At 30.3% G+C, this 3,213-nt stretch carries 1 protein-coding gene; it reads left to right on the top strand.

What is annotated here, in order from left to right; genetic code table 11:
- The first annotated feature begins 564 nt into the window (after positions 1 to 564).
- A complete protein-coding gene (locus WDC_RS08965; protein ID WP_191978666.1) occupies positions 565 to 3,048 on the top strand; it encodes an LTA synthase family protein in 2,484 nt (827 codons plus the stop codon).
- Positions 3,049 to 3,213 lie beyond the last annotated feature (165 nt).

Consider the following 3,213-nt stretch of genomic DNA (forward strand, 5'->3'; position numbering starts at 1 on the left):
CATAATGTTTTATGTAATTGTAATTTATAACTAGCATGTTTATACTCAATATTGCGTACAATTTAATTGGAGTGTGAATGATGTTGAGTAATTCAAAAAAAATTAGTTTTAGTTTTGTTTCATTAATTTCATTATTATTAATAATCGTAAATCAAATATTAATGTACTCAGTGACCCCACCATCAAGTAGTGGGCAGCCAACAAGGTACTTAGCTTATTGGTTTATCTTCATTATTAGTAGTATTGGAACGAACTTAGTTGTCTTATATTTAGGATATACTGCACATAAAGAAATTCATCCAATCAGAAAAATAAACAAAATCTATTTTTATTTGATTTGTGTTGGCTTAATTGGAATCTTGTTTTTACTTTTAGTATTTAAGTCATTTTCTTCAAAAGATATTTGGTTGCTTTTTTTTTCCAATCAGTCATAATGACTTCACATTTGCTTCATCCATTTTACTTTGGTACGTTTTTGGTAATAAAATAGCAGGATATATTCAGCAACTATCAGAGAAAAAAATAAAATCAATTCTTATGTTAATTTTTTGGTTTTTCATTATTATGCCATTTCTGTTTGGCAAGCCAATTTGGGGAATTAATTCCGGAAACAACTTTGTTTGGGTTGGTGTTTTGTTCGTAGTTGGTGCATTGTCTCAAAAAATAAATGCCTTCTCTAGAGTTAACAAGAAACTTATGATCTGTTTTTCTTTAGTAATAATGATCGTATTTCCTATAATGCTTAAGATTTCATCAATTACACAGACTGCAACTAATTTACAGAGTAGAATTTACTCAAATTATTCTTTGCCTCTATTTATTTTGAGTGTGCTAGTATTCGGAATTTTTATAGAAACAAGAATAAAACTAAATAAAAAAATCAACCATATTCCATCAATAAATTGGTTTATATTAACAGGATATTTAATTACTCAAGTTCCAATAATTAACTATCAATTATCGACTAATTTCCGTTTGAATTACAGTCTGAGTGGAAGTAGATGGTTAGAATATTTAATAATAAATATTCTTTCTGTCCTGCTAGCCACATTATTGACTACTTTAGTTATATCTGAAATAATTCGAATACCATACTTTAACCGTTTATTAGTATCTACCTCCATTAAAAGTATTAATTCATTGTTAGATTTTCCTAAATTTTTTAGAAAAATATTAGCCCAAAATTGGCGTTCGTTACTAGTCATCATTACGGGTTTTATAGTGTCATATGTCCAAATACTAGTGGTTACACTTCTTTATACTCCATTTAGCTTTGATATGTTTAAACAAATTATTGATTTATCGTCACAACAGTTGATCCTAAGCACCATAATAATTTATTTATTTTTTATATTTATTTTCGGTATGCTAAATCGCTACTGGTATTCATACATGATTGTCGTTGCAGCTTCAGTAGTTATAACTGTTGCTGAATCTTTAAAAATTTCTCTCAGGCAAGAGCCGATTTTGCCATCCGATCTGGCCATGTTAACAGCTATTGATGATTTAATAAAGATGATAAGTCCGGTAACCATTATTATTGTCATCATAACTATTTTTTGCTTCGCTGTTGTTGGCCTCGTACTACAGCATCATTTTGATAAACTTTATCATGTGGCAAGTTTAAAAAAACGGATAGTTATGATTATCCTGCCAATGATATTTTTCTCGGGCTCCTTCTTTGTCTATCACTTCGGAAGTTTACCAAATATTATTATGGTTGGCTTTAATGTAAAATTCAGCACAATAGATCAAGGTCGCGAGGCCAGAAATAATGGGCCAATTATACAATTTATTCAAAGTATGGATACTACAATTATGGATAAACCATCTGGATATTCCAAAACTAATATCAATAAAATCATGAAACAATATAATCATGAAGCAATTGAGATAAATAAGGATCGAAAATATAAATTAACTAACCAAACTTTCATGTTTGTTCTTAGTGAAAGTTTTAGCAACCCCAATAGAGTTCCAAACTTGAAAGTTTCTCCTAATCCCATTCCATATTTGTTAAGTTTAAAAAATAAATATAACTCAGGTTTAATGTTAAGTACTGGGTATGGTGGTGGAACTGCCAATATGGAATGGCAATCACTGACTGGGCTTTCCATTAGTAATTTATCAGCAACACTAGCAACTCCATACACACAATTAGTTCCACAACAAAAAATATCACCTAATTTCACCAATTTATTTAGTCAGAGCCTTGCAATACATCCATATAATGCGAGTCTTTATAATCGAATAAATGTTTTTAAAAAATTTGGATTTGATAAATTTTTCTATCAAGGAAGTAAAGATAAACTTTCATACCAAAAGAAGATCGATAAAAACCCCTATATATCCGACACATCTGCATACAAGCAAGCTATTAAAACCATAAACGATAAACACAAAGGTTCACAATTCATTCAATTATCAACAATGCAGAATCACATGCCATATACTAACTACTATAGTAATAATAGATTCAAAATATTCGGGACAGCAGGTTCTAAAACTGAAAAAGAAAGTATCAAAACCTATTCCAAGGGTCTTAATTATACTGATAATTCTTTAAAAATGCTTATTAGTAAATTAAATAAAATTAAACATCCAGTTACTATGGTTTGGTATGGTGATCATTTGGCCGCTCTATATGATAAGGATTCAATGAAAAAATATGGCGTCAAATTACATGAAACTGACTACTTTATTTATAATAATAGAACACATAAAACCACTGAAGTAAACAAATATGTTAGCCCGTATTCTTTTTCTGCTTTAGCATTGGAATCTAGCGATACAAAGGTCACACCTTACTACGCGCTAATTACTAAAATAACTGACTCTTTGCCAGCTATGACCATCGATCCTAGCCAATCACAAACAAATAGTATAAACGGATCTAATATATTTATTTCTCAGTCGGGTAAGAAGGTAAAAGAATCATCATTGACCAAAAAACAAAAGAAACTGCTTCACGATTATCGCTTAATCCAGTACGATTTAACAGCTGGTAAACAATATTCAGCCCACTGGGCAGAACAAAAAATCAAATAGATTAAAAAATGACGTATCTACATTTGTAGGTACGCCATTTTAGTTAATGATGCCTGATCTTAGTCAGTGGTAATGCAATCAGTGGTGCAATGATTGCTGCTAACACCATTTCTGCAATTCCATTAGTAACAAAGATCGCTGATAGTGCTTTAAACAAATTGGATT

Source organism: Paucilactobacillus wasatchensis (genome assembly GCF_000876205.1).
Lineage (GTDB): Bacteria > Bacillota > Bacilli > Lactobacillales > Lactobacillaceae > Paucilactobacillus > Paucilactobacillus wasatchensis.

Bases quoted from the DNA above. Each gene is read 5' to 3' on its own strand.
- WDC_RS08965 (WP_191978666.1), top strand. From the start codon at position 565: ATGCCATTTCTGTTTGGCAAGCCAATTTGGGGAATTAATTCCGGAAAC.